Annotated in this window: 22 protein-coding genes; 13 read left to right on the plus strand and 9 right to left on the minus strand. The window is 71.5% G+C overall.

Annotation, left to right across the window (positions count from 1 at the left end):
* Nucleotides 1–8 precede the first annotated feature (8 nt).
* A complete protein-coding gene (locus OG885_RS45120; RefSeq protein WP_331729264.1) occupies nucleotides 9–2903 on the minus strand; it encodes a LuxR C-terminal-related transcriptional regulator in 2895 nt (964 codons plus the stop codon).
* A 479-nt stretch (nucleotides 2904–3382) separates the two neighbouring features.
* Here OG885_RS45120 and OG885_RS45125 point away from each other — a divergent pair, with 479 nt between their 5' ends.
* The 3 genes from OG885_RS45125 (at nucleotide 3383) to OG885_RS45135 (ending at nucleotide 4867) form a co-directional block, all read left to right on the plus strand.
* A complete protein-coding gene (locus OG885_RS45125) occupies nucleotides 3383–4012 on the plus strand; it encodes a hypothetical protein (RefSeq protein ID WP_331729267.1) in 630 nt (209 codons plus the stop codon).
* Nucleotides 4013–4088: 76 nt separating this feature from the next.
* Nucleotides 4089–4493: an SsgA family sporulation/cell division regulator gene (locus OG885_RS45130; RefSeq protein ID WP_331729269.1), complete on the plus strand. Its 405-nt coding sequence runs from the start codon at nucleotides 4089–4091 to the stop codon at nucleotides 4491–4493.
* A gap of 53 nt (nucleotides 4494–4546) precedes the next feature.
* Complete coding sequence (locus OG885_RS45135) at nucleotides 4547–4867, plus strand: WhiB family transcriptional regulator (protein WP_331729272.1); 321 nt, start codon at nucleotides 4547–4549, stop codon at nucleotides 4865–4867.
* Between the two features lie 134 nt (nucleotides 4868–5001).
* On the opposite strand, the gene OG885_RS45140 is transcribed toward OG885_RS45135, so the two are convergent.
* On the minus strand, nucleotides 5002–5862 hold the full coding sequence (locus OG885_RS45140; RefSeq protein ID WP_331729275.1) for a PrsW family glutamic-type intramembrane protease: 861 nt from the start codon (nucleotides 5860–5862) through the stop codon (nucleotides 5002–5004).
* Nucleotides 5863–6155: 293 nt separating this feature from the next.
* Between OG885_RS45140 and OG885_RS45145 the strand changes: the two genes are divergently transcribed.
* The 4 genes from OG885_RS45145 (at nucleotide 6156) to OG885_RS45160 (ending at nucleotide 11211) form a co-directional block, all read left to right on the plus strand.
* Nucleotides 6156–6542: an SPW repeat protein gene (locus OG885_RS45145; RefSeq protein ID WP_331729529.1), complete on the plus strand. Its 387-nt coding sequence runs from the start codon at nucleotides 6156–6158 to the stop codon at nucleotides 6540–6542.
* A 31-nt stretch (nucleotides 6543–6573) separates the two neighbouring features.
* The gene (gene ftsH, locus OG885_RS45150) at nucleotides 6574–8502 is read left to right on the plus strand and encodes an ATP-dependent zinc metalloprotease FtsH (protein WP_331729278.1); all 1929 of its coding nucleotides are present in this window, start codon (nucleotides 6574–6576) and stop codon (nucleotides 8500–8502) included.
* Between the two features lie 154 nt (nucleotides 8503–8656).
* The gene (locus OG885_RS45155) at nucleotides 8657–9664 is read left to right on the plus strand and encodes a PAS domain-containing protein (RefSeq protein WP_331729281.1); all 1008 of its coding nucleotides are present in this window, start codon (nucleotides 8657–8659) and stop codon (nucleotides 9662–9664) included.
* Between the two features lie 143 nt (nucleotides 9665–9807).
* Entirely contained in the window at nucleotides 9808–11211 is a 1404-nt protein-coding gene (locus OG885_RS45160) for an FAD-binding oxidoreductase (protein WP_331729284.1), read from the plus strand.
* Between the two features lie 57 nt (nucleotides 11212–11268).
* Here OG885_RS45160 and OG885_RS45165 read toward each other — a convergent pair whose 3' ends face one another.
* Nucleotides 11269–12225 carry a 2-dehydropantoate 2-reductase gene (locus OG885_RS45165; protein ID WP_331729287.1) on the minus strand — a complete coding sequence of 319 codons (957 nt, stop codon included), beginning with the start codon at nucleotides 12223–12225 and terminating at the stop codon, nucleotides 11269–11271.
* Between the two features lie 352 nt (nucleotides 12226–12577).
* On the opposite strand from OG885_RS45165, the gene OG885_RS45170 reads away from it, so the two are divergent.
* The 3 genes from OG885_RS45170 to OG885_RS45180 all read left to right on the plus strand — a co-directional run bounded on the left by OG885_RS45170 (nucleotide 12578) and on the right by OG885_RS45180 (nucleotide 15059).
* Nucleotides 12578–13378 (plus strand): GNAT family N-acetyltransferase, encoded by an 801-nt coding sequence (locus OG885_RS45170; RefSeq protein WP_331729290.1) that lies wholly within the window; start codon nucleotides 12578–12580, stop codon nucleotides 13376–13378.
* Between the two features lie 3 nt (nucleotides 13379–13381).
* Nucleotides 13382–14026 (plus strand): peptide deformylase, encoded by a 645-nt coding sequence (locus OG885_RS45175; protein WP_331729293.1) that lies wholly within the window; start codon nucleotides 13382–13384, stop codon nucleotides 14024–14026.
* A 130-nt stretch (nucleotides 14027–14156) separates the two neighbouring features.
* Nucleotides 14157–15059, plus strand: coding sequence for a Bax inhibitor-1/YccA family protein (locus tag OG885_RS45180; protein ID WP_331729296.1), 903 nt, complete (start codon nucleotides 14157–14159; stop codon nucleotides 15057–15059).
* Here the strand turns inward: OG885_RS45180 and OG885_RS45185 are convergent.
* The gene (locus OG885_RS45185; protein ID WP_331729299.1) at nucleotides 15031–15618 is read right to left on the minus strand and encodes a TetR/AcrR family transcriptional regulator; all 588 of its coding nucleotides are present in this window, start codon (nucleotides 15616–15618) and stop codon (nucleotides 15031–15033) included. The two genes, OG885_RS45180 and OG885_RS45185, sit on opposite strands and share 29 nt — an antisense overlap.
* 112 nt (nucleotides 15619–15730) lie before the next feature.
* On the opposite strand from OG885_RS45185, the gene OG885_RS45190 reads away from it, so the two are divergent.
* Both OG885_RS45190 and OG885_RS45195 read left to right on the plus strand, forming a co-directional pair.
* Nucleotides 15731–16105, plus strand: a complete 375-nt coding sequence (locus OG885_RS45190; RefSeq protein WP_405743322.1) for a hypothetical protein — start codon at nucleotides 15731–15733, stop codon at nucleotides 16103–16105.
* 94 nt (nucleotides 16106–16199) lie between these two features.
* The gene (locus OG885_RS45195) at nucleotides 16200–16679 is read left to right on the plus strand and encodes a hypothetical protein (protein WP_331729304.1); all 480 of its coding nucleotides are present in this window, start codon (nucleotides 16200–16202) and stop codon (nucleotides 16677–16679) included.
* Nucleotides 16680–16774: 95 nt separating this feature from the next.
* Here the strand turns inward: OG885_RS45195 and OG885_RS45200 are convergent, their stop codons facing one another.
* The 3 genes from OG885_RS45200 to OG885_RS45210 form a co-directional block, all read right to left on the minus strand.
* Nucleotides 16775–17575, minus strand: coding sequence for an alpha/beta fold hydrolase (locus OG885_RS45200; RefSeq protein WP_331729307.1), 801 nt, complete (start codon nucleotides 17573–17575; stop codon nucleotides 16775–16777).
* Between the two features lie 84 nt (nucleotides 17576–17659).
* Entirely contained in the window at nucleotides 17660–18541 is an 882-nt protein-coding gene (locus tag OG885_RS45205) for a helix-turn-helix domain-containing protein (protein WP_331729311.1), read from the minus strand.
* A 95-nt stretch (nucleotides 18542–18636) separates the two neighbouring features.
* Nucleotides 18637–19497 carry an alpha/beta hydrolase gene (locus OG885_RS45210; protein ID WP_331729314.1) on the minus strand — a complete coding sequence of 287 codons (861 nt, stop codon included), beginning with the start codon at nucleotides 19495–19497 and terminating at the stop codon, nucleotides 18637–18639.
* 222 nt (nucleotides 19498–19719) lie between these two features.
* Between OG885_RS45210 and msrA the strand changes: the two genes are divergently transcribed.
* Nucleotides 19720–20235 (plus strand): peptide-methionine (S)-S-oxide reductase MsrA, encoded by a 516-nt coding sequence (gene msrA / locus OG885_RS45215; RefSeq protein WP_331729317.1) that lies wholly within the window; start codon nucleotides 19720–19722, stop codon nucleotides 20233–20235.
* 52 nt (nucleotides 20236–20287) lie between these two features.
* Here msrA and OG885_RS45220 read toward each other — a convergent pair whose 3' ends face one another.
* Nucleotides 20288–21046, minus strand: coding sequence for a creatininase family protein (locus OG885_RS45220; RefSeq protein ID WP_331729321.1), 759 nt, complete (start codon nucleotides 21044–21046; stop codon nucleotides 20288–20290).
* Nucleotides 21047–21106: 60 nt separating this feature from the next.
* Nucleotides 21107–22165 carry an alpha/beta hydrolase gene (locus OG885_RS45225; RefSeq protein WP_331729324.1) on the minus strand — a complete coding sequence of 353 codons (1059 nt, stop codon included), beginning with the start codon at nucleotides 22163–22165 and terminating at the stop codon, nucleotides 21107–21109.
* Between the last annotated feature and the right edge of the window lie 78 nt (nucleotides 22166–22243).

Raw genomic sequence — 22243 nt, forward strand, 5'->3', positions numbered from 1 at the left:
CTGAGGTGTCACACCTCGGAGGAGGTGTGAGCCTTCAGGGACGAACCGCGCATCAGGGGAACACCCAGGGTGACGCTCCTCGAAGCGGGCTCCGACGGAGGTCGGACACAAGCGCCGGCCGAGTCGACCTCCCGTGCGTACAGCCGGGCCAGTTGGACCCGGGAGCGGACGCCCAGTTTCTCGAAGGCGTGCCGAAGATGGGTGTTGACGGTGTGCGGGGAGACGAACAGCCGTTCCGCCGCCTCACGGTTGGTGGCGCCCTCGGCGATCAGCTGCACCACGCCGAGCTCCGACCGGGTCAGTCCGCGCCATTCCACGCCGGGCACGGCGGCGGAGGCTGCGGGGAGGGGCCGGACGCCGAGTGCGCGCAGTCTGGCCCGCACGCGCTGTGCGTCGTGTTCGGCCCCGCAGGCGACATAGCCGCTGAGCGCCTCCTCAAGGCGGGGCCGGGCGTCGGACGCTGCCGCACCTGCACCGGCGTCCTCCAGGGCACGGGCCCGCAACAGCGGGCGGACCTCCCCGTGGCCCTGGGCCGCCGCCATGAGCAGCTCCGCGTCTCCCACGTACAGGCCCCGTCCGTGCGTGGCGGCGGCGGAGAACAAGGGCAGGCCGGGGTTGAGCCGGGCCCGCTCGGCGGCGAACTCCACCGCCGCCGCAGCCACTTCACGCTGCCCGGCGGCCAGCGCCGCGGCCACCAGCAGGACGACGTCCCCCGCATCGACGCAGGTCACATGCAGGAGACCGCGGCGCAGGTGGGAGGCGGCACCCTTGAGGCGCTCACCCGTCACGGGCTCGTCCCGGTACAAGGCGGTCAGGACCGACACCCATGCGCCGGCTCGGCGTGCTTGCTGGTCGCCGCTCGCGAGACAGACCTCCGCGTGTGCCGCGCACACCTCCATCTCGCGGTCGTCGCCGAGGTGGAAGGCGGCCCTGGCCCGCGCACACAGCACAGCGGCCTCGTAAGCGGCGTCGGGGGTGCCCGCCGTGGCCAGGTCCTGCCTTGCGATCGGGGTTTCCTCGGTGGCCAGGTCTTGTGCGACGGTCAGGTCCCGCTTTGCGATCGCGTCCTGTGCGGCGGTCGGGTCCCGCTTTGCGATCGCGTCCTGTGCGGCGGGCGGGGTCCGCTTCGCTGTCGCGTCCAGATGGGCGGTCGCTTCCTGCGCCGCCGCGAGTTCCCGCACCGCCTCCCGCAGTTGACCGCCGCTCAGCAGCAGTCGGGCCCGCGAGGTGCGCCACAGCGCCGCATACGTCCGCCGGCCCCGCTGCTCCGCCTCTGCCAGACCCCCCTCGACCAGATCCTCGGCACCTCGGACGTCGCCGGCCAGGCCCAGCAGTTCGGCTCTCCAGACCATCGACAGGACGACTTCGGGCAGCATGGGCCCGTATGCCGTGTCCAGTTCGGCGGCCTGTGCCGGTACCGGCTCGCTGTGCCGGAGAGCGTCGCTCCAGCGCTGCCGGTGGCAGGCGCTGATCGAGCGGAGCGTGCGCTGTGTCAGGTCGTTGAGCGGGTGGGTGCCACGGGCGTGGGCCAGCGCCCCGGGCAGGGCCCCGCCCGCCTCCTCGGCCTCACCCGCCAGCAGACGGTGCAGCAGGGTCGTCGAGCGCAGTTGGTCCTTCACCGGCAGCGGGACATCGGGGTGGCGCAGGGCGCGCCGCAGCTGAGCGTCGGCCTGGGGCACCGGGAACGGGCCGCCCATCCGGGCCAGTTCAAGGCATACGTGCGCGTGGGTGACCGCGTCGGGAGGCGTCCGGAGCACCTCGAGGGCCAGGGCGCGGGCTTCGCCGGACGCGCCGGTCTCCCACAGCAGCGGGACCAGCCGCGCAGCCAGCCTCGACCGCCGGGGGGTGGCGGGCGGGGCCAGCTCCATCGCACGGCGCACATACGCGGCGGCCGCCGCCGGCGCGAGCGGCGCGGCCTCACGGGCGGCGGTCTCCAGCACGCGGATCGCTCGCTCGTCGCCGGGGTGCGCCAGCGCGCCCATCTCGGCCGCGAGCGCCGTCGCGGGCGTGCCGTCCGCGAGCCGCAGGTCGACCGAACGTCGCCGCAGGGACAGCTGTACCGGCGGGGGCAGTGTGGCGGCGACGGCCGCACGCACCGACGGATGCACGAAGGTGAGGTGTTCCTGTTCGGCGTGCATCAGCCCCGCCGCGAGCACCTCGCGCAGCGGGCTCAGCAGAGCCGGTTCCCGGCGCTCCAGCATCCGGCACAGTTGCCGCATACCGAGGCGGTCGCCCAACACGGAGGCGGTCAGCACCAGTTCTCGAGCCGGCGGGGTCAACTGGTCGAGGCGGCGGGTGATAACGGCCGAAGTCACCTCCTGGCTCCCGCGTGACGAGGTGAGCAGCGCGCACGCGTGCCGGATCGCGCCCGGCAGCCCGCCGAGCAGCGGCAGATACGGGTCGGCGTCCGCGGCCCGCGCACCCATGAGGTCCGTCACGAGCCGCCGTACGGCATCCGGTTCGAGGGCGGTGAGTTCGAAGCCGTCTGTCCGCTCGGCCGGCAGGTCGCGGCGCAGGGCCGTGACCGTCGGCCGGTCGAGGTGAGAGCGTGCGGCGAGCACCCACAGCAGGGGGAGCCCGGTCAGGCGTGCGGTGAGCGTGCGCAGGGTGAGCAGTGTCTGGTGGTCGCAATGATGCACGTCGTCGTGGACGACGAGGACGGGGCCCTGTTCGGCGAGTTCCCGCAGGTCGTCGGCGGCGAGCCCGCCTTCGGTGCCGCCGCTTCGGGCCAGCACCGTCGCCCCGGCCTGGGCTGCCTGCTCGGCGACGAAGGCCAGCAGGTGGGACTTGCCGGCGTCTGCGGGACCCTCGATCCACAGCACCCCGCCCTCGTGACGGTGGACGAGACGCAGCACCCGCCTCAGGAGCTGGTGAGGGATGTCGGTCGTCGTCGCCTTCAGCAAGGCAGCCTCCCCTGTTCCGTGTGCCGTGCCTCCCGCGCACTCACACCTGCTGTGTCCACGGCCAGGCACACATGGGTGTGTGGCCCGCGGCCAGCATGTGTCCTGTCCGCGCCCGGTGGCTGTCAAGGACTCCGGAGCGCCCACAGCGGGCCCACCTGACGGTCGTTGTAGGGAAAACCCGAGGTCTGGGCGTGGGTCGGGCCGAATCCGGCGGTCGCGACCTGTTCGGGCGGCCGTACGCCGTCGCAGGTCAAACGGTCGGAGTCCGCCCGAAGGTGGGGTGGGCCCTACAAGGGCTTGGGGGAACCCCGAGCAAGGGCGAGGGAGCGCACGACAGACCGGGATGCCGACCCCTCCGAGACTTGGCGCTACCGCTGGACACCCTCTTGATCCCCCACAGAAGACAAGGTTTTCACCGGCAGGACGAGAAACGCACCGCAGGTACACCGAACACCTGCGGCCAGAAACGGGGAGCGGACATGGTTCACCTGGAAACACCTCGCGTTGAGGTGGGCGACCGGATGCGCCGGCCCGCGCCGCACTCCGCACCGTCCCGAGGGGCTGCCCGCCCGGGTGGTGCGCTCACCCGGGCGACGATGCTGGCGGGTTCGCTGGTCTCGGCGGCGGCGGGCACCCTGCTGATCGTCGTACCCGTATCCACCCCGGCCGAGGCCGGGACGCTGTTCGGGGTGCACATCGCGGTCCAGGGGGTGCTTCAACTGCTGGCCGTGCGCCGGTCCACGGCCTCGGCGGCCGTCCGGTGGCTGCTGGCCGGCGGCGGCTTCGCCGCACTGCCGTTGGGCGCGGTCCTGTTCGCCGGCCGCGCCGACACCGTGTTCCTGCTCGCCCTGTGGACCGGCTGCGCCTGGCTGCTGCGGGGACTGACCATGGCGATCTCCGTGACCTCGCCCTCGGTGAGCCACGTCTTCGTCTACGACGACGTCCTGAACGCGGTGATCGTCTCGGCGGGCCTGTTCATGACCGCCTTCCCCTTCGTGTCACCGGAGCAGCTGGCCGATGTCGGCGGCTCCGTCCTGGTGGCCACCGCGGTCTTCGAGGTGCTCGCCGCCGCACGCCGAACCCCCCGGGCTCTGCGTGCCGTCGGCTGAGCCCCGCACGACACAGCAGCACAACAACCTACGTTCCCCGCCGGATGTCCGGCTGAGGCCCTACTGGGAGGCGACCATGAAGAAGTGCCAGCTCGCACTGGAGATCACGCACTGGGTGTTCTCCGAGCTCGACCTGCCGCTGCAGTGCGAGTTCTCCTACGACACCCAGGACCCGCTCGCCGTCACCCTGGTCCTCGACACCGAGGGCGTGCGGCCGGTGACCTGGGCCCTGTCCCGCGATCTGCTGGCCGAAGGCATGACCGCCCGGGTGGGTGAGGGCGACGTGACGTTCTGGCCGGTGCTCGACCACGACGGCGAGCCGTCCTCCTTCTGCGTCCGCGTGGGCAGCACCCACAAGGCGGTCTTCGAGATCCCGGCCGAGCCGGTCGTGAGCTGGCTGGCGAGGACCTACGACATGGTCCCGCGGGGGACCGAACTGGACGGCGTGGACTGGGACGAGTGGGCCCAGCTGGCCGAGTGACGTCGACGGGTCCGGCCGCCGTGGCCGGACAGGCGCAGGCAGAGAGGAAGACCATGCGCAACACACCGAAGAACACACTGCGTCCCTGGCTGGCCGACTGGCAGTGGCAGCAACGCGCCGCGTGCCGAGGCATGAGCAGTGCCACCTTCTTCTCGCCGCCGGGCGAGCGGGGCCGGGCGCGTCGCGTCCGCGAGGAGCGCGCCCGCGCTGTCTGCGGCGGGTGCGAGGTCGTCGACATCTGCGCGGCCGCGGCCCTCAGGCAGGGGGAGACCTACGGCGTCTGGGGCGGGCTGTCCGACGACGAACGCCGGCAGCTCGGCGCGGGCGCGGGCAGCGCCGGCAGGACCGGGACACACGACGTGGCTTCTCGGTGACGGGCGAGCCCGGCCCAGGAACGGCCCTGGTTGCCGCTACTCACCCCCGCCCCTTCTGATCCGCCGTCACCGACAGGCCGACGGCGGATCAGCCGTGGGAGAGGCGGGGGATCAGTCGCGAGACAGGTGCCGGATCAGCTGTGCGACGCCGGGGCCACCGCCGACGCGGTGGCGGGTAGCGAGATGCCCGAAGACCGGGACAGGCCCGCCAGGCGGTGGGTGGTGAACACCAGCAGGGACAGGCTGACGGCCGCCAGTACGGCGTAGGCCGTGTCGTCGTCGAAGCTGTCCCAAGCCGTGTGCAGGCCCACGGCGACCGCGTAGACCAGGACCAGGACCCCGACGGAGCGGCGCCGCCAGTGGTGCGCCGCGGCCGACCACAGTGCGGCGCTGGTCAGCCCGGTCCACGCCATGTGGGCAGCCGGGCTCAACAGGCCGCGCACCACCAGCAGATGGTCCACCACATGCAGGTCACCGCCGGACTGGACAAGTTCGACGAAGGCGTACCCCATCGTCTCGAACACCGCGAAGCCCGCACCTGAGGCGACACCGATGAGCAGGCCGTCACCGGGGGACCGGCGCCGGATGAACAGCAGCAGTACCAGCGGCATGACGAGCTTCGCGGCCTCCTCGATCACCCCCACCGCGACCATCGGCAGGACGTCCAGCAGGATCAGCGTCCGATACTCCAGGAAGCCGGCCGTGGTCACCCCGATGGCGCCGCCGACCAGCGCCGTGACGCCCACGGCGGCCGGTCCGACGCCGAAGTCGAGTCGGCGCCCGGCCACGAAACTCACGAACGCCGCCGGGACCAGGGCCGCTCCGAAGAAGAGTAGGGCCGGGACGAGGTTGGGGTTCCCGGTGGAGATCAGTGCCGCGTGGATCAGCCAGAACACCAGCAGACCGATGGCGAGGACGGTCAGCCAGCCCCACCGCCTGCTCACCCGGACCAGTCTGCCGTCGTCCCAGCGGACCCAGTTCTGTGTGTCGGACACGGGTTCCTCCTTTCGGGAGCGGAGTGCGCTCCGCCCGACGGTGCCCCGGAGGGGCGGCCGACCACATCACATAAACGTGCCAAAAGGGACGAATGTCCGAGTCTCCTCTGTCGAGCGGCGACCAATCACTCACATGTGTGATGCCCTGCCCCCGATCCCGACGACAACATGTGCTCCACGCAGCCCTCGGGACGGCGAGTGTGAGGAGCTCTCAAGTGCCAGGTTTCACGCAGGGAAGGGACGATGGCACCTACCCGCCCGACGCCTTCGAGACCCGGGGGCGCCGTATCCGGGTGCTGAGCGGCCACGACGTGGCACTGGTGAACGGGCCGGTCTTCGTGGTCGGCCTGTTCTACGCGGTCTCCCCCTGGGTGCTGGGTTTCGCCGCCACCCATCACGACCTCGCGGTGCACAACCTGATCGTGGGCTGTGCCGTCTGCCTGCCGGCCGCGGGCTTCACGGTGGCCCCTGAGCGCATGACCGGGCTGAGCGCCGCCCTGGGAGTGATCGGCCTGTGGATGGCGGTCTCGCCCTGGGCAGTCGGCGGCACCCCTGGCGGCAAAACAGGCCATGCTCCCGGCCGTGCGGCCGCCGTCGACGGCGTCGTCCTCGGGGTGCTCACCCTGACGCTCGGCCTGGTGTCCACAGCCCTGGTCCGCCGTGCCAACCGAGTCCCCTGACTCCCGTGCCCCGCTTGTGAGGAGAGGCCCGATGGCCGCACCCGTACCACCCCGCCACGACCCGCGGTCCCCCTGGCGCTCCGAAGGAGTGCCAGGGGGGTCCGGATCGCCCACCCCTGATGGCCGCCGCTCCCGCAACGGGCGCCTGGTGCAGGTCGTGATCTTCGTCGCCATCTATCTCGCGACCGGCTTCCTCTACAACGGCATGCACGGCGACGGCACCACGTCCGTCGACTACACGGTCTTCACCGCCCAGTTGGACGCGGAAAACGTCAAGACCGTCTACTCACGCGGCTCCCAGATCCAGGGCACGCTGAAGCAGGCCCGCAAAGTGCCCGGCAGCGCGGACAAGACGAGGTTCGTCCACTTCAAGACGTACAAGCCCGCCTTCGCGAACAGCGACCAACTGTGGCGGGAGATCGAGCAGAAGAAGGTGGCGGTCTCCGCCTCACCGGTGGCGCAGGGGCCCGGCCTCGGCCAGTCCCTGCTGGTGTCGCTGCTGCCGACCGCGCTGCTGATCGCCGTCTGGGTGTTCGTGGCCCGCAAGGCGGGCGGCGGACTGAGCGGCATGGGCGGGATGTTGGGCCGTAAGCCGCCCAAGCCGGTCGAGGCGGCGCAGGAGCGTATGAGCTTCGCCGATGTGGCCGGCATCGACGAGGTCGAGGACGAGCTCAACGACATCGTCGACTTCCTCAAGCGCCCCGACGCCTACCGCCGCATGGGCGCCAGGATGCCCCGCGGGGTGCTGCTCGCGGGTCCGCCCGGCACCGGCAAGACACTTCTCGCACGGGCGGTGGCGGGCGAGGCGGGCGTGCCGTTCTTCTCCGCCTCGGCCTCGGAGTTCATCGAGATGATCGTCGGCGTGGGCGCTTCCCGGGTACGTGAGCTGTTCGCGGAGGCCCGCAAGGTGGCCCCGTCGATCGTCTTCATCGACGAGATCGACACCATCGGCCGCGCCCGCACCGGGTCCGGCATCGGAGGCCACGACGAACGCGAACAGACCCTCAACCAGATCCTCACCGAGATGGACGGCTTCTCCGCCTCCGACGGTGTCGTGGTGGTCGCCGCGACCAACCGCGCGGAGATCCTCGACCCGGCGCTCACCCGTCCCGGCCGCTTCGACCGGGTGGTGACCGTCTCCCCGCCGGACCGCGCCGGACGCGAGGCCATCCTGCGCATCCACACCCGCTCCATGCCGCTCGCCCCGGACGTCGACCTCGCCCGGGTCGCCCGGACGACCCCCGGCATGACCGGAGCCGAACTGGCCAACCTCGCCAACGAGGCCGCGCTCCTCGCCGTCAAGCGCGACCGGCTCCGGGTCACCGGGCCCGACCTCTCCGACGCCCTGGAGAAGGTGCAACTCGGTGCGCAACGCCCGCTGGTGATGCCCGAGGAGGAACGCCGCCGCACGGCCTACCACGAGAGCGGACACGCCCTCCTCGGCATGCTCCAGCCGGGCGCCGATCCCGTCCGCAAGATCACCATCGTGCCGCGCGGACGGGCGCTCGGGGTGACGCTGTCGACGCCGGACGCCGACAAGTACGCGTACACCGAGGAGTACCTGCGCGGCCGCATCATCGGCGCGCTGGGCGGCATGGCCGCGGAACAGGTCGTCTACGGCGTGATCACGACCGGCGCGGAGAACGACCTCGAACAGGTCACCAACATCGCGCGCGGCATGGTCGCCCGATGGGGCATGAGCGAACGGGTCGGCCGGCTCTCCGCCCTCCCCAACGACGCCCAGCAGGCCTACGGCCTCTCGGCAGCCCCGCACACCCTCGACATCATCGACGACGAGATACGCCGCATCGTCGACGAGTGCTACAACGAAGCCTGCCGCAAACTCCATGACCACCGGGGCCAGTTGGACGACCTCGCCCAGGCGCTGCTGGAGCAGGAGACGCTGGACGAGGCGGACGCCTACCGCATTGCCGGGGTCATGTCCCTCACCAAGGACTGAGCGGCCCATCCCCCTCCTGGGAGCTCTTTCAAGTCAGCCAGGCGTTCTTTCAAGTCAAATGACTGATGCATGCCCATGAACCGGCTGTGAAAGTCAGGACAGCAGCGGGGCCCGGCGGGCGAGCCACCGGGCCCGGGGGGAAGGAACCTGTGCGATGACGTCGATCGCCGACGGCTGGGGGAGCGTCCTCGAAGCCTGGGGAAGCGTCTTTGACGTCGTACGACAGCCTGTCTGGGCCGTGGACGCCACGCACACCGTGCGCTACGCGAACCCGGCGGCGGCCGAAGCGCTGGGACACGGTCACCCTTCTGCACTGCTGGGTTACGACGGCCACCCCGGGCCCGCCCCGGACCACGCCAGCCGGGGCGAGGGTGGCGCACTCACCCGGGCCGACGGCACCCTCCTGCCGGTGGAATGGACCCGGCTGCCCCTGCCCGGAGCGGTCGGTGACGCGGCCCTGACCCTGTACCTCTTCCAGCCACTCGACGCCGAGCAGGCTTCCGGCAGCCGGGGACTCGGGGACACGGGTCCGCCGTACCGGCTCCTGGCGCACCGTCAGGCGGAGCGGGAACGCCACTACGCCAAGGTCCTCCAGCACGAGGCACAGGAGCGGATGGTGCGCGCCCTGCTCGGGCTGAACATGGCCGGCCACGCGCTGGGGCCGGCCGCGGCGGGGACGGCCGGCCTGCTGCACGATGCGGTACGCGACACCGAGGAGGCCCTGGCGGGCGTCCGGGAGGTCACCGACGCCCTGTGCCCCGGTGCCCTGCGCGCAGGCGGGCTGCCCGCGGCCCTCGCCGCTCTCGCCCGCCGCCACCCAGGACAAGTGACCGTCACCGGCACCCTGACCGGACGACTGCCCCAGCTGATCGAGACACACGGATACCTCCTCGTCGCCGAAGCAGTCGCACGCGCCCTCGACCACGCCGACGCCCACCACGTCCAAGTCACCACCAACCACGGCCCCGAACTGGTGATCACCGTGGCGGACGACGGGACCGAACCCGCGACAGCCACCGACCTCGCGACACTGGCCGCCCTCACCGAACGCGCCACCAGCCTCGACGGCACCCTGACCGTGCGACACACACCCGACACCGGAACCACACTCACCGCGAACATCCCCCTCGGACCGACCCAAGGTGTGAACACATCCATGTGAACGGCGAAGGGCGTCCGACTCGTGTCAGTCACGTCAGGTTTCGACGCCCGTCGCCTGTCCCCGGTTCCCGCGCCGCTGCGCGCGGGCGCGCCACGGGATGGCGCGGGTGTGTCAGTGAGGTGGCGATCAGGATGAGTGCGGATATGTCTGGTGCGACAGGCGTGCGGCTGAGCCCGCAGGACGTGGAGGCTCTGCGGCACGAGGTCACGGGCCCGGTGCTGGAACCGGGCGTGGACGGCTACGAGGCGGAGTGCGCCACGTTCAACCTGGTCTGCCCCCTGCGCCCGCTCGTCGTGGTCGGCGCGAGCAGTGAGCGGGACGTCGTGACGGCGGTCCGGTTCGCCGCCCGGCACGGCCTGCCGGTCGCGATGAAGACCGCCGCCCACCAGGTGGTCTCCCCGGCGGCGGACGGGCTGCTCATCACGACCCAGCGGATGAAGGGCATCTCCGTCGACGCGCAGAACGGCACCGTCAGCGTCGAGGCCGGTGTGCGCTGGAGCGAGGTGCTGCCGCGCGCGGCGGAGGAGGGGTTGGCCCCGGTCGTCGGTTCGGCGCCCGAGGTCGGCGTCGTCGGCTACACCCTCGGCGGCGGCCAGAGCCCGCTGCTGGGCCGCAAGTACGGCTACGCCGCCGACCATGTGCGCCGGCTGAACGTCGTCACCGCGGACGGCGAGCTGCGCCGGGTGACCCCGCAGAACGAACCCGAGCTGTACTGGGCGTTGCTGGGCGGCAAGGGCAACTTCGGCGTCGTCACGGAGATCGAGTTCGACGCCTTCCCGGTCGCCCGCTTCTACGGCGGCGGCATCTACTTCGCGGGCGAGCACCTGGACCGGGTGCTGGACGCCTGGCGCGCCTGGCTGCCCACGGTGGATGAGGACATGACCTCTTCGCTCGCCATCCAGCGGCTGCCCGACCTCCCCGGCCTGCCCGAGCCGCTGCGCGGCGCCTTCGTGCTCCACCTGCGGATCGGCTACCTCGGTACGGCGGCCGACGGGGACCGGCTCATCGCACCGCTGCGGGAGTCCGCGCCGCCCCTCCTCGACCTGGTGGGGGAGAAGCCGTTCACCGCGATCGGGGAGATCCACCTCGACCCGGTCGACCCGATGCCGTACTACGACCGCAGCCTCAGCCTGGAGGAGTTCTCCGAGAAGACGGCGCAGACGCTGGTGGACCTGACCGGACCCGAGTCGGGCTGCACCCTGGTGAGCATCGAGATACGGGCGCTCGGCGGAGCCTTCGACCAGGAACCGGAGTTCCCCAACTCGGTCCCCAGCCGCGGACTTCCGTACGTCGTCTTCGGCTTCGCGGTGGGCGGCCCGGACCAGGCGGATGGGCTGCGCGCCGAACTGGCGCGGGTCTTCGACGGGCTGGCGCCCTGGGCAACCGGCCGGAACCTGGTGAACTTCCTCTCGCCGGACGAGGCCACCGACACCGAGGGCGTGCGCGAACTGTACGGGGCGGAACGGTACGAACGGCTGGCCGCGCTGAAGACGGTGTACGACCCGGCCAACGTCTTCCGCTTCAACTACAACATCGCCCCGGCCTGATCGGCCCGAGGCCCGTGAGCCGCGGCGCCCTGCCGTGGCTCACGGGCCCGGCGCGGCTCACGCCGCCGCGAGATGCGCGCCCGCAGGACCCTCGGCCGCCGTCGCCGTCGTGTGCAGCGGGCCGAGCGCGTGGAGCAGCGCCGTCATCGCCCGGTTCAGCGGTACGTCGATCCCGTAGATCTCGGCGTACCGGACAACCGCCCCGTTGAGCGCCTCCCACTCCAGGGGGTGGCCCGCGAGCCGGTCGTACAGCATCGACGTGCCGTTGCCGTCGCTGAAGTCCTTCATGAATTCAAGCGTCTGCCGCACGTCCGCGCCGGTGAGACGGGCCCCGACCGCCTCGGCCACCACCTGGGTCTCGCGCATCAGACCCTCGGCGAGTTCAAGGATCATGCCGTCGCCCATCACCTCCATCCGGCGCAGGGTGAGCGCCGTCAGCGGGTTCACCGCGGCGTTGAGCATCAGCTTGCGCCATGCGGCCGTGACCAGGTCCTGCTGCGGGCGGATGTCCGTCCCGCTGCCCCGGAACAGTCGGATCAGCTGGTCCGCGTCGGGCCCTGTGGGGACGTCGAGGCGGTTGCCGTAGCCGTGCCGGATGCGGCCCGGCGCCAGCCGCTCGGCCTGGATGTACACCAGCGCGGGCACGACAGTTGCCTGCGGGACCAAGGGTTGCACGTCATCGGTCAGCTCGACGCCGTTGCGCAGGACGACGACGGTGGTGTGCTCGTCGCACAGCGCCGCGAGCCAGCGGGCCGTACCGGCCGTGTCGAAGGACTTCACCGCCAGCAGCACCCAGTCCACCGGCCTCACCGCCGCCGGATCGGTGACCACGGTCGCCGGCACATGGTCCTCGCCGTCGGAAGTCTCTATCACCAGCTCGTCGAACGGCGTCCGGACGCAGAGCGAGACGTCGTGCCCGGCCCGGCACAGGGCCGACGCGAACACACCGCCGACCGCTCCGGCACCGACCACGGCCACGGACTGCCGGGTCTCGCCCTCGCCTGCCAAGGTCATGGGATTCTCCTCATCATGGGTCGGCAACAACACGCGCTCATCTCGCCCAACGGTTCACACATGTAAGAATTCATGGCGGGTGTTTTAGATACGTATGACACCAGTGTGCCTCGCCGGGTGAACCAAACGCGTCCCCGCATCCGTGTGCAGAGCGGCAGGTTCCCGCCGTCGGCCGGGGCGGGGACAGGGCGGCCGTACCGAGTGGTGCGCATCCGGACGGCCGGCCACCGGGCTCTCCCGCCCGACCTCGCTGTGGGGGCGGGGAAGGGAAGGGAGCCCGGGACTGCCGTCCCCCGCCGATCGTTGGACCGACGGGGGACCTTCACATACCCGACAAGGTGAGGAAGTTGCGATGACGGATCTCGCGGCCGCGGTCGAATCGGTGGCACAGCTGTCCACGGTGTGGCGCGCCATGGTGCTCGACCGGGACGAGCAGGCGGACGTACGCGACCTGCCGGGCCTCGCCGTCCGCTGGGCCGACTGCCGCTTCGCCTTCTGGAACGCGATCACCCTCAACGAGGCGGGCCTCGGCCAGGCGCTCCTGGAGAACCGCCTGGCCCAGGCCGCGGACATCATGCGCTCGAAGCAACGGCCGGGCTTCCTGTGGCTGTTCGAGGACCTGCTCGCCGACGACGCCCGCGCCGCCCTCGACGAGGCGGCACAGCGCGCGGGCCTGGTCCACGCCTTCCCCGGCACCGGCATGGCCGGCGACCTGCTGCCCCTCCCCGAGCCCCACCACCCCGACCTCACCTTCGAGCGGGTCACCACCGACGAACACCTCACGGCCTACGCCGACATCAACTCCCGCGCCTACGGCTTCGACCTGGCGGACGGCCGCGACGGGATCGCCGGGTCGGCCCTGTGGAAGCGGGACGTGTACGCCTACCTGGCGCTGCGGGACGGCACCCCGGTCGCCTGTGCCGCGACCGTCGAGGCCCAGGGCCGCCTGTTCGTCATCCTCGTCGCCACCGAGCCGGACCACCAACGCCACGGCTACGGCGAGGCGGTGACCCGCAAGGCGCTGCACGAGGGCGCCCGCGCCACCGGCCTGACCCGGGCCACCCTGCACGCGACCGTCGCGGGCGCGCCCGTCTACCCGAGGATCGGCTTCAAGCCGAACTCTCCGATGCGCTTCTACATCCCGGCGAGCTGACCCATGACCACCCACCCGACTCCCCGACAGCTGTCCGAGCACATCGAGGAACTCCTCACCCCGGGCGGCCCGTTGCCCATCGTCGCCGCCGGCCACCCCGTCCTGCGCGGTGTCGCCGAGCCGTACGACGGCCAGCTCGACGCCGGCCTCCTGGAGCGCTTCGTGACCGCGCTGCGCGAGACGATGCTCGCCGCTCCGGGCGTGGGCCTGGCCGCACCCCAGGTCGGCATCGCACTGAGCATCGCGGTCGTGGAGGACCGGGCCCGCGGACCCCGCGAGGCACTCGACGCGCGCGACCGCACACCCCTGCCCTTCCGGGTGCTGCTCAACCCCTCCTACGAGCCGGAGGACGACACTCGGGCCGCCTTTTTCGAGGGCTGCCTCAGTGTGCCGGGCTGGCAGGCGGTCGTCTCCCGCCACGCCCGGGTCCGGCTGCGGGGACAGGACGAGCACGGACGGGCCGTCGACGAGGTGTTCACCGGCTGGCCGGCCCGTATCGTCCAGCACGAGACCGACCACCTCAACGGCACGCTCTATCTGGACCTGGCCCAGTCGCGCTCGCTGTCCACGAACGAGGCGGTCGCCGAGCACTGGTCCCAGCCCACCCCCGAGACCGCCGCCCGCGAGCTGGGTTTCGAGCTGTCCTGACGGCCCCCGCCGTTCGGACAGGCGCGGCGGACCCACCGTCAACTGACTGATGTGCGCCGTTTGTCCGGTGGCGCACCCTGACGACAGCCGACACCTCCGGCGTGGACGGACACGGAGAAGAGGACCTGGCGTGACACCGGTCGAGCAGCACCGCCCCCTGAAGAGCAGCAATCCGATACTGGCCTGGCCGCAGTTCGAACGGCGGGCCGGGCAGAAGACGATGGCGAAAGACCCTCGAGCGGGCATCGCCGTCGGCCAAGGCCGCAGCACGACAGGCCAGGGCCGCGATCAGACCCACGACAACGACATGGACAAGGACGGCGGTCCGCTGCCCCTCACCGTCGGCGATCTGCTGACGATGGACGACGTCCTGCCCCGCTGGCTGGCGGGACTCGGGGTAACGGCCCTCTTCGTGAGCCTGTCGTGGACCCTGCTGCCCCACGTGCCGGTCGGCACGGCCGTCGCCTACGCCCTCGCCGGCGGCACCGGACTGCTCGCGGCGGCACTGGTGGTGGTCCAGTGCCGCCGCAAGCGGCCGTCACCCATCCTGGCCCTGACGTTCGCCGTCCTGCAGGGCACATGTCTCGGCGTGCTCTCGACCACGGCGTTCAACCGCCTCTCCCCGGGCCTCCTCGTGCAGACGGTCCTGGGGACGCTGGCGACCTCCGCCGGCATCCTGCTCGCCCACCGGCTGCACTGGATGCGGGTGCACCGGCGGCGGTACGGCCTCACGGGAGCCGTGGTACTCGCCCTGTGCCTCCTCGCCCTCGCGGACACCGCCCTGTTCCCCCTCATGGGCGCCGACGGCCTGGGCCTGCGCTCCGCGGGACTCGGCGTCCTGATGGGCCTGGTGGGTGTCGCCCTCACGGTGACCTTCCTGCCCCTGCACCTGCGCAAGGTCGAGGCCGCCCTCACCCACGGCGCGCCCCGCGACCAGCGCTGGTCGGCCGCGTTCGGGCTCACCCTGAGCCTGACCTGGCTGTACGTGGAGACGGCCAGGCTGGTCACCTACTACCCCGTCGAGTACTACTGACCTCCGGCCCGGCCTCGGCCTGCGGGCACAGCCCCCGCATCAGCACCTCGAAGAGCCGCTCCGCCCGGACGCCCTCCTCGCCGTCCGCGCCGATGCGCCACACGGGACCGAGCAGCGTGAACACGTCCTCGGCCGTCGTCCCCGGTGCGATGGTCCCGGCCGCCGCATTGGCGCTCACCAGCACCGACAGTGCGTCCAGCAACGGCCGGTACACCTTTCGGCACTGGCCCGTCGACGCCTCGCCGGCGACGCTCATCGCGTCGGCGAACTCCGGCATGCACCGGCCGAGGTAGAGCAGTCGCCGCAGCCAGGCGCACAGTCCCTCCTGCGGGGTCAGGGTGCCCAGCAGGGCGGGCACGGCCGTCACCAGGTCGTCCACCTCCGCCCCGTACACCTGCAGCACCAGGGACTCCCGGGTGGGGAAGTGGCGATAAAGCGTGCCCTGGCCCACGCCCGCCCTGCGCGCGATGGACTTCATCGAGGTGTCGCCTGGAACGGCGAGCACCTCTGCCGCCGCCTCAAGGATGCGCATACGGTTGGACAGTGCGTCCGATCTCATTGATGTTCCGGTCCCTCTCCGCCGAGGCACACACATTTCTCGGGGCCCCGTCGAGACACGTATTCTGATGGAAACCTACACCGACATGTTGAACAGAAGGCCATCGCATCCCATGTCCCATGACACAGCTGCTCCCAGCACCCCCGTGGAGCGGCTCGCCTCGCTGACCGCCGCCCTGGCCACGGACCTCGACCAGGGCGCCTGGCTTCCGGGACCGTTGGAACGAGCCCTGGCGGGCCGCCTGTTGCTGGCCTGCGCCGGGGACGGCCAGTTCACCCCCGACCGGCTGCGCGAGACCCTCTGGGAGGGCAGCGTCGCCCTGGCCCACACGGGAGGCGGCCGTCTCGCCCGTCTGCTGGCCGAGCTGTACGAGGTGACGACGAGCTCCGTCCCGTACGCCGTGCGGCATTCCGTGCTGTCCGAGGCCGTACGACTGCTGGAGCGTACGACCGCGGGCATACCCGCGCGGGACGGCGACGGGTTCTGAGTCCGGGCGCAGTCAGATGACGGATGTGTTCACCCGCACGCTCCGGAAGGCTTCGGGCCACGAAGCACGCACCGGGTGCGAAGGGGGAGAGGACATGACGAGACACGACAGATTCAGCCGACCGGGTGGCGGCCCTTCGCCGGCCACGACGTCGCCGTCCGGACGGCGGCCCGGCGGTCACCGTCCGGCCCGGCCCGCCCTCACCCTGGTGCCCGGCACCCGGGCCGACGCCGCGGCCGAGCTGTCCACGCTGACCGGGCAGCCGATGCCCGCCGACGTCCGGGGCGCGATCGTGACCCCGGTGCACGGCACCCTCATGGCCACCTGGCTGCCGCTGACCGACCCCTCCCGCATCCCGCAGGGCCGCATCCTGCTGGCCTGGACACCCGCGGGCGAGGACCGCACCGACGTCACGGCACACCTGGGCCTGGCCGGCGCCCAGGTCCTGCTGGCGGTCTGGCCGGGCCTGCGCGGCGAGTGGTCCGCAGTGGTCCGCCCCACCGTGGCCGAGGTGACGGAACTGCACGCCGCGGTCCGCCTCGCCACGGCGGTCCTGGACCGCCTGACCGACTGAGCACGGCGGTCGAGAGGACTTACGCCTCCTCGTTCACCCCGCTCATCAGCTGGCGCAGCTGCTTGCCGGTGGTGTCCGCCTGCGTCAGGTGTGAGTCACCCTGTGCGAGCAGGCCGCCGTGCCGTCGGCGGGGAAGGGGGCCGCAGGCCGCGGAGGAACCCGGTGAGGATCTCCAGGGTGCGTTCCGGCTCCTCGAAGGTCGCCGCGTGCCCGCCGCGCACCGCGGCCAGCAGGACCCCGGGGATGCCGTCCACGAGGTCCATCGAGTGCTCCGGCGCCACGAACCGGTCCCCGGCGGCCGCCACGACCAGCGTCGGCGCGCTGACGGCGGGAAGGTCGCCGCGGACGTCGATGCCGAGGGCGAAGGCGATCTGCCGGGCGGTGCCGGGAGCGGAGGACAGCAGCCGGGCCGCCAGATGGCGGGCCGTTTCCGGGGTGTGCGAGGCCAGGTATTCCTCGGAGAAGGACAGCGAGGTCACGAACGCGTTCAGGGCGTCGTCGCGACGGGAGTGCAACGACGCCCAGGTCTCCAGCCTGAGCCACAGCGAGGTGCGCGGCCGGGCGAAGCCGGACAGGGTGACCAGCCCGCGGACCCGGTCGCGATGGCGGGCGGCGACCTTGACGGCGACGGCCGCGCCGAGCGAGGTCCCGGCGAGGGCGAAGTCGCTCAACCCGGCCCGTTCGGCGGCCTCCACCACCTGGTCGGCCACCGTCTCCGCCTCAAGGCGGCCGAGCGGTAAACGGCTTCTCCCCGCCCCGGGGAGATCGACGAGCGCGACCGTGTGCTCGGCCGCCAGCCCGGCGAGCAGCGTCTCCCAGGTCAGGGCCGCGGTGCCGCCGACACCGGGCAGCAGGACCAGACCGGGCCCGCTGCCATGGACGTCGTACGCGAGCATGCGCCACCTCTCTCACCCGTTCCTCGGGAGCACGAGCTCCATGAGCTTCCCTAGGAGCACGAGAGAGGCGGCGTGCGGGTTCACCTACACCGCCGTGTCCCGCGCCGCGTCCTGCTTCACCGGCTCCGCGGTCCAGGAGGTGAGGATGCGCAGGGCGTCGTGGGAGGGGCTGCCGGACTCGGCGGTCAGGACCATCAGGCGCTGGCCGGAGCCGTCGGACGCGGCCCAGGTGTCGCAGTCGAGAGTGAGGTCGCCGACCAGGGGGTGGCGGTACTCCTTGGTTCCGTAGGTGGCGCTGTTGACGCGGTGCTCGGCCCACCAGGTGCGGAAGTCGGCGTCCTGGATGGTCAGTTCGCCGACGAGAGCGGCGAGGCCGGGGTCGTCGGTGTCGGCCGCGGCTTCCATGCGCAGCGCGGCGACCGCGTCCCGGGCGTCATGGGCCCACTCGCGGTGCATGGCGCGGATCGCGGGGTCGAGGAACATCAGGCGCAGATAGTTGCGCCGGGCTGCCGGGACGGCGGCGAAGTCGGTGTAGAGGGCCGTGGCGGCGGCGTTCCAGGCCAGGATGTCCAGGCGCTTGCCGAGGACGAGGGCGGGCGCGTGGGGGAGCTGGGCGAGCAGGCGGCGCATGGCGGGGCGCACCCGCTGGACGGGGCGGCGGCCACGGCGCGGGCGGGCGTCGGAACGGCCGGCGAGCGCGTACAGGTAGCGCTCCTCGTCCTCGTCCAGGCGCAGGGCACGGGCCAGGGTCGTCAGGACCGGGGCGGAAGCACGGACGCGACCCTGCTCCAGGCGGGTGTAGTAGTCCACGCTGATCGCGGCGAGGGCGGCGACCTCCTCACGCCGCAGTCCCGCGACCCGGCGCGCGGAGTCCGTCTCGGGCAGGCCGCACTCACGTGGGTCCAGTTGCGCGCGGCGGGCCTTGAGAAAGGCGCCGAGGGCGCGGGGGTCGGAGGGTGAGGTCATGTGTCCGTTCCGTTCTCCTGCGAGTTCGCGTCTCATGGTCGCCGCGTCGCCCCGAGGACGGCGGGACCGGGCGTCCCGCCGTCCTTCGAAGGGGGTCAGCGAACGGTGGCGCGGGCGGCCCGCTCGATCACGTCGGCCACCAGGCGGGGGTGGGAGACGGCGACCGAGTGGGAGGCGGCGACCTCGGTGGTGTGCGCGTGGGCGCGCTCGGCCATGAACCGCTGCACCGCCGGCGGGATGTTGAGGTCCTCGGTGGTGATGATGTCCCAGCTGGGGATGGTCTTCCAGGCGGCGGAGGTGGCCTTCTCCTCCAGCGCGGACTGGGCGATGGGCCGCTGCTCGGCGGCCATCAGGGCGGCCTGCTTCGTGGGCACGTCGGCGGCGAACTGATGACGGAACTTGTCCTGCTGGATGTACAGGTCGGTGACCGTCGAGCCGTCGGTCTGCTGGAAGGTGACCGGGTCCAGGGTGCCGGGGAGGGTGGAGCCCGGGTACTTGTTGGTCAGCTCCAGGGCGCTCTCGCCGGGGGCCGGCAGGAACGCGGCGACGTAGACCAGGGCCTTGACGTCGGAATCGTTCGTCGCGGCCTCGCTGATGACGTTGCCGCCGTAGGAGTGGCCGACGACGATCTTCGGGCCCTTGATGTGGTCCAGGACCGAACGCAGGGCGGCGGCGTCGGAGGCCGGGCCGCGCAGCGGGTTGGCGGCGGCGACGACCGGGTAACCGTCGGCCTTCAGCCGCGAGATGACGCCGTTCCAGCTGGAGCCGTCGGCGAAGGCGCCGTGCTCCAGGACGATGGTGGGCTTGGCATGCTTGCCGGCACCGGCGGTCGCGGCCGTCCCGGTCGCGCCGTTGGCCGTGCCGCTGAGGGCGAACGCGCCGAGCGCGAGCCCCGCTGTGACGGTTGCGACCGCGCCCATGACCAGCTGCTTGTGTCCACCCTTGATGGTCACCACGACGAACCCCTCTCAGGAATTTTTATCGGTATCTACGGTGTTTCGACTCTGCGATTCATCACCGCTTTGACTGGTGACGAATCTGTCAGGCTATGCGTCACCTGTCAAGGTGGTGACGCGAGTGTGGAGGATTCCGGTTCGCCGACGTGCGAGCCTGGAGACCTGCGCGAATGCACGCGAACAAGCGTGAACAGACAAGCGTGAACAGAAAGGTGAGGTGCCATGAGCGACGCCGAGGAGAGGGCGCTGCTGGCGGGGGGCTGCTTCTGGGGCATGGAGGAGCTGATCCGGGCCCTGCCCGGGGTGAAGGACACCCGGGTCGGCTACAGCGGTGACGACGACAAGCCCAACGCCACCTACCGCGACCACGGAAACCACGCGGAGTCGATCGAGATCACCTTCGACCCCACGGCCACCGACTACCGCACGATCCTGGAGTTCTTCTTCCAGATCCACGACCCGAGCACGCGGAACCGCCAGGGCAACGACATCGGCGCCAGCTACCGCTCGGCGATCTTCTACTACGACGACGAGCAGCGCCGGGTCGCCGAGGACACCATCGCCGACGTCGACGCCTCCGGCCTGTGGCCGGGACCGGTGGTGACCGAGGTGGTGCCGGCCGGCCCGTTCTGGGAGGCCGAACCGGAACACCAGGACTACCTCCAGCGCTACCCGAACGGCTACACCTGCCACTTCCCGCGGCCCAACTGGCGCCTTCCCAAGCGCGCCGAGGCCTGACAGCGGGTGCGGCGGGGGACGGCATCGCGTTTCCCCGCCGCACACCCGCGGGCTACTTCGCCCAGGGATCCCGTACGACGATGTCCGCCAGCGCCGCGGCGCACCCGGACAGCATCCGCTCGCCCTTCTCGGCAGTCGCGACCCGGGCGTCGCCCGCCACCCCCGACTCCGTGATCCGGTCGAAGGACACGGCCATGTACACCGGCTCGGTCGACTCCGCGGGCAGGGTGATCCGCGGTCCGTGCGCCTCGACCAGGTGCTCGGACCGGATCAGGTCCGGGTGGGCGGCCATCATCATGGACGTCTCGCCCTCACACGCGTGCATGAGACCGTCCTGCGTCTCCAGGGTGTCCCGCACCACCTCCCGCCCGGCGCCGAAGTAGCTGGCGAACGCGATCGGCGTCGACAGCTCCGTGGTCAGCTCGGTCGTGAGGGCGTTGAGGCCGGTCATGTTCCCGCCGTGCCCGTTGACGATCAGGATGCGTGAGAAACCCGCCCGGATCACGGAGCGGCAGATGTCACGCAGCAGCGCGTGCAGGGTCGGCAGACTGAGGGTGAGCGTGCCGCCGAACGCCATGTGATGCTCCGACAGACCTGTCGGCACGGACGGCGTCACCACCACACCGGTGTGCTCGGCCGCCAGCACCGCCGCCCGCCGGCACACCTCCGCCGCCAGGAAGTCGTCGACACCGGTCGGCAGATGAGGGCCGTGCTGCTCGGTGGCCCCGATGGGCAGCAGCACCACCGCGTCCCGCGCCGCGAGGGCCCGCAGCTCGGCGGCGGTCAGACGGTTCCACAGGACTTCACTCATCGGGGCTCCTGGAGATCGGAGGTGTCGAGATCAGAGGTGTCGGGATCAGAGGGGTCGGGATCAGAGGTGATCGGCGTCGACCACGGCCTGTGCGAAGACCGTGGGCGCCTCCTGCGGCAGGTTGTGACCGATGTCCGCGATCGTGCGGTGCAGGTAGGCACCCGTGAAGTGCTGGCGGTACGAGGTGCCGTCACCCGGCGCGGTGAACGGGTCGAGCGCCGGGTCCAGGGTGACCGTGGGCACAGCGATCGGAGGCTGCGCCGAGAGCAGCTTCTCGTAGCGGTCGTAGCGGTGCTCACCCTCGATGAGACCGATGCGCCAGCGGTAGTTGTAGAGCACGATCGCGGCGTAGTCGGGGTTGAGGAAGGCCTGCGCCGTGCGCTGGTACGTGGCGTCGTCGAAGTTCCAGTTGGGGGAGACCAGCGTCCACACATAGCGGCACAGCGCGAGCCGGTCCTTCTCGTTCTCCATGGCCTGCTTGCCGCGGTCGGTGGCGAAGTACCACTGGTACCACCAGTTGTGCTCGACGGCCGCCGGGGCGGGCGAGAGCTGCGCCTTGCGGTCGGTGATGACGTAACCGCTGGTGGAGACAAGGGCCTTGACCCGCTCGGGCCACAGCGCGGCGATGATGTCGCCGGTGCGCGAACCCCAGTCGAAGCCGGCCAGGACCGCCTTCTCGATCTTCAGGGCGTCCATGAACGCGATGATGTCCAGGGCGATGGCCGACTGCTCGGCGGTCCGGGGCGTGTGCCGGGACAGGAAGCGGGTGCTGCCGTGGCCGCGCAGATAGGGCACGAGCACGCGGTAGCCCTGCTCGGCGAGGAGCGGGGCGACATCGATGAAGCTGTGGATGTCGTACGGCCAGCCGTGCAGGCAGATCACGACCGGGCCGTGGGCGGGGCCGAGCTCGGCGTAGCCGACGTTCAGCAGCCCGGCCTTGACCTGCTTGATCGTGGGGAACTCGGTGTGGGTGCCGGGGGTGAGGGTGGGCACCGTGGCGGCGCTCGACCCCGACTTGGCGGTCGCGGCGGACGCGTTGGTCTGCAGTCCGGTCAGCGAGACCGCGGCCGCGCCGGTGCCCAGGCCGACGGCCTTGCTGAAGGTGCGCCTGTTGATCATGTGAAGCCTTCCGTCGTGTGTTTCCGATGACCGTGCCGCGGACCGTGAACGGGTCGGCGGCACACACTCTCGTCCGCA

The sequence above is a fragment of the Streptomyces sp. NBC_00028 genome, from assembly GCF_045041065.1.
GTDB lineage: Bacteria > Actinomycetota > Actinomycetes > Streptomycetales > Streptomycetaceae > Streptomyces.

Coding starts and splice junctions, on each gene's coding strand:
- OG885_RS45125 (WP_331729267.1), top strand. CDS start 3,383: ATGGTTCACCTGGAAACACCTCGCGTTGAGGTGGGCGACCGGATGCGC.
- OG885_RS45130 (WP_331729269.1), top strand. CDS start 4,089: ATGAAGAAGTGCCAGCTCGCACTGGAGATCACGCACTGGGTGTTCTCC.
- OG885_RS45135 (WP_331729272.1), top strand. CDS start 4,547: ATGCGCAACACACCGAAGAACACACTGCGTCCCTGGCTGGCCGACTGG.
- ftsH (WP_331729278.1), top strand. CDS start 6,574: ATGGCCGCACCCGTACCACCCCGCCACGACCCGCGGTCCCCCTGGCGC.
- OG885_RS45155 (WP_331729281.1), top strand. CDS start 8,657: ATGACGTCGATCGCCGACGGCTGGGGGAGCGTCCTCGAAGCCTGGGGA.
- OG885_RS45160 (WP_331729284.1), top strand. CDS start 9,808: ATGTCTGGTGCGACAGGCGTGCGGCTGAGCCCGCAGGACGTGGAGGCT.
- OG885_RS45165 (WP_331729287.1), bottom strand. CDS start 12,225: ATGACCTTGGCAGGCGAGGGCGAGACCCGGCAGTCCGTGGCCGTGGTC.
- OG885_RS45170 (WP_331729290.1), top strand. CDS start 12,578: ATGACGGATCTCGCGGCCGCGGTCGAATCGGTGGCACAGCTGTCCACG.
- OG885_RS45175 (WP_331729293.1), top strand. CDS start 13,382: ATGACCACCCACCCGACTCCCCGACAGCTGTCCGAGCACATCGAGGAA.
- OG885_RS45185 (WP_331729299.1), bottom strand. CDS start 15,618: ATGAGATCGGACGCACTGTCCAACCGTATGCGCATCCTTGAGGCGGCG.
- OG885_RS45190 (WP_405743322.1), top strand. CDS start 15,731: ATGTCCCATGACACAGCTGCTCCCAGCACCCCCGTGGAGCGGCTCGCC.
- OG885_RS45195 (WP_331729304.1), top strand. CDS start 16,200: ATGACGAGACACGACAGATTCAGCCGACCGGGTGGCGGCCCTTCGCCG.
- OG885_RS45200 (WP_331729307.1), bottom strand. CDS start 17,575: ATGCTCGCGTACGACGTCCATGGCAGCGGGCCCGGTCTGGTCCTGCTG.
- OG885_RS45205 (WP_331729311.1), bottom strand. CDS start 18,541: ATGACCTCACCCTCCGACCCCCGCGCCCTCGGCGCCTTTCTCAAGGCC.
- msrA (WP_331729317.1), top strand. CDS start 19,720: ATGAGCGACGCCGAGGAGAGGGCGCTGCTGGCGGGGGGCTGCTTCTGG.
- OG885_RS45220 (WP_331729321.1), bottom strand. CDS start 21,046: ATGAGTGAAGTCCTGTGGAACCGTCTGACCGCCGCCGAGCTGCGGGCC.
- OG885_RS45225 (WP_331729324.1), bottom strand. CDS start 22,165: ATGATCAACAGGCGCACCTTCAGCAAGGCCGTCGGCCTGGGCACCGGC.